This window comes from Candidatus Micrarchaeia archaeon, assembly GCA_041650355.1.
GTDB lineage: Archaea > Micrarchaeota > Micrarchaeia > Anstonellales > Bilamarchaeaceae > JAHJBR01.
The window spans coordinates 1-3307 of the sequence record JBAZLI010000092.1 but is presented as its reverse complement, the minus strand read 5'-3'; the positions used below and the strand labels follow the sequence as shown (position 1 = coordinate 3307).

General features: G+C 55.5%; 2 protein-coding genes. Both read right to left on the bottom strand.

Annotated features, from left to right (window positions below):
* A partial coding sequence (locus WC488_05115) for a hypothetical protein (GenBank protein MFA5077776.1) occupies positions 1-1900 on the bottom strand: 1900 nt, incomplete at its 3' end.
* A 57-nt stretch (positions 1901-1957) separates the two neighbouring features.
* Positions 1958-3307: hypothetical protein (locus WC488_05110; GenBank protein MFA5077775.1), on the bottom strand; the 1350-nt coding region annotated here is incomplete at its 5' end.

Sequence of the window (3307 nt, the reverse complement as noted above, 5' to 3'; positions counted from 1 at the left end):
ATTTTCGTATGCTTTCCATGTTCTCCATCAAATCTTCTATGCCCTTGGCATAGGCCAGGTCCGCCTCAACGTTCTTCTCGAAGAAACGGGCCTTTGCACGCCACATCCAGTTGCTCTCCCATGCTGCGCGTTGTATTTCCCTGGACCCAAAATTAGCGGCTTCCATGAGGCTCGAACGTTGAGAGACTTCGGTTGCGATTTCCACGGCTCTTGCCTGAAGCTCTTTTGGATTGATTCCTTTCCAGGCGCGCCAGCCCAGTGCTATTAAGCCAAAGCTAAATGCCATCTTGGTGCGCGTCTGCCAGTCCTTGCCCAATTCCCCGTTCTTTTCAAGCTGAACGAGCATGGCGTCAACGCCGGTTGAACCGTCTATCCTGAATCCCTTGTTTTCCAGCGCTTTTCGGACGTTCTGGTCAGCAAGGAGCTGCCTGTAAGCCTTAGCGTCCCTCTTCACGTCTTCCAGGCTTCCGCTGAACACCTGCTCGGACCCAAAGGCAATCAAATAGCCAGCGATTGTGCCCCCCACGAATGATTTTCCCAGGGCAACCGGAGAAACTGCGGTCAGCTGCGCCAAAGCCGTGGAACCTCCTCTCCCCACGCCTTTAAGGCCGCCTTTGGCAACAGTCCACGCGGTTCTCCTGCCGCTCTCTTCTGCTGCCTCTCTCGCACCCTGAACGAAGGCCTCCCGCGCGCCGCCCGCAGCCATCCGGAGCGGACCAGCCACGACGAGCGGCCCGGTAACTGCGGCCAAAGCGCCGAAAACCGCAGCCACTTCGGTTCCTGCCGAGACCTGCTGCGCCTTGTCGAGTTCCCTGAAGAATGCCGCCATCTCAGATATGAGCGCCTTTTCTGCCAAAATCTTCGTGACCTCCCGTTTGCTCGCGTCAGGAATGTCGTAGGCGCTCTCGAGCCATGCCAGGTCGCTACCCACTTTGCTGAGCCGGTCGCCCAGGCACTTTACCGCTATGAGCACCTGGCCACCCCGCGTGTTCGGGTCGGGAATGAACTGGCCGCCGGTAAAAAGGAGCTTTCCGGCTTCGTAGAGTACGTCTGCAGTGCTGTCCACCGCACCGATTACCCCAAGAGAGATGCCGGCGGCGCCCTTCGCGGTTCCGGCGACAAGGTTCCAAGGCGCCATGTACAGCTGGTGCCAGCTCACGCCAGTAGCCCATATGTCTATAAAGTTGTCCACGCCGCTCGATAAGGACGTGCCGCCCCATCTGCCTATCGGAGTAAAACCTTCGGTGCTCTGCTGCAGCCTCGCCCATCCCTTGTATCTTTCCATATGTGTGACTGCATCGCGCATGAAATCCGTCATCGGCCCTACCCCGCCGTATATCATCTGGAAATCCGCTTCGCCAAAGCGGCCTTTTATTCTGGCGATTTCACGCTCCGTTGTGTCGCAGGTCTCTTTGAATGAAAAATTGCGCTTCATTTTTTCTGCAAGCTCCAGCTGGCCGGCCAGGACCTGCGCAGCCAGATATGCCTCTGCGGCGCCCGTGTTTACAATATTCCTAAGTCTTCTTAGGCCTTCGCTTCTGCCTTTGTAGTCTTTTAGCCAGTTTTCGCCAAGGAGGTCAACTGTATGAACTGCCTGCGTTGTTTTCGAAAGAGTCGGTTGGAAGCCGAGGCCTGCAGGATAACCGACTAAACTAGAGTTTATTTGTGCCTTTTCCGCCCGTATGACGCCGCTTTGGTCGCTACAGGCCCTTAATTTCATCGCAAACAGGACCATGTTGGGCGGCATCTCGAAATCTTCTCCGTTCGGAAGCCGTATCTTGGGCTTCTGCCCGTTCATCAATGCCTCGTCCATAGATGCGATAGTCCGCTTGAAGTTCCCGAGCATAACGCTCCATGCAAGAGGCGCGTTGGCTTCACTTTCAACTTGAATTTGTGCCATCCTATCACCATCATATCTCGTTTATGTTTTAGATTGGAGCATAATAAAAACCATTACCTAACCCGATCCGGCCAGATCCGTGAAACCTGAGCAGTATCTGAGTATGCATTCCGGCGGAGCCAACGGATTGGTGCAAAGCACCAGTGCACTCCAGCCGCTCCCGCTCCTGGCTGCGTCGCAGCATTCCTGCTTCATGGATCCGCTCTCGCACAAGTATTCTATGGGGTTCCTGTCCCCGAGCTTCCTTTCGGGGCAATAGAGGTTTTCGCACTCATTCCCGAGCTCCTCGTACTTGTCCAGTATGTCGTACGCATACGAGAAGTCTCCGTTGTGCTCGCAGTATTTCACGTAATTGAGGAAGTCCTTGTTTCCGCAGCACGCTGACCTTATTTCCGATGGATACGTAAGGCCGCCAGTGCACACAACCGGAAACTCTCCGCAGTCCATCCTGTCTTTTTGGTCGTTAAAATGAGATATCCACTGCAGCTGGGTTTCGCTGGCGAAGTGGCACGCGGGCCTGCTCTGGTGCCCGAACATAAGGTCAAGGCCGAAGAAAACCGAGTACCATTCGCGCTTGTTCTCGTCAACTGCGGTGTTTCCCCCTGCGTTCAAGTCGTTCTTGTTTTTGCTTACAAGGTCCCTTCCCGCTGGCAAATTGATGTACATGAACTTGTAGGAATAGTCGCACGGACCGTCGAAAACCCTGAACGGGTTGAAGTCCGCGTGAGGGGTGAGTTTGGAGCCGCACGCGCGCACCACCGCGGGCTGCTCGGCTGCGTGGCCTTCATAAATATCTGATGGGTATTCAATAACCTGCGCAAGGCCGTAAGCGCAGGGCTTGCACTCTTCCCCGGGAGTCCCGGTTATCTGGGATTGCGGCCTGCACGGGGTGACCGGGTCTCCGGAATGCGCAGAGTCCACGTACCACTTCTCGGTTTCTGGCGGGCAGCATTCATCCGGGTCGTCCACCGGGTTCTCGTTAAATGGATTGCACGTGTCCCAGGACATTGGAACGTAGCTCACGGCGCACTTTTCGAAATCGCTCTCCTGCCATACCGCGGCCCTCAGAAGCGTGGGGTCCATGTCCAGCGTGTCCGCGGCTATTTCTATCTGCGGGAAGAAGAGGCTGCACTGGCTCTTTTCGGAATCCACCTGGAACTGGTTCGGAAGGTCGGTGGGTATGTCTCCTTTTCCAACGCATCCGGCGCATGAGTAGAACAGGTCGCTATCAGACACGTTGCTGATTGAGAATGGCGTGATTTGGGTATCGGTTATGCTGGCGAACCTGAAGAGGTTGGTGTTCTGGGCGTAATTGCAGGACTTCGAGCCGTTGGAGAAAACCAGCGGGGCCAGGGAATTGATGCCCTCTCCGACTCCGTTGTAGTATGACTGGCAGAATCCGAAGAA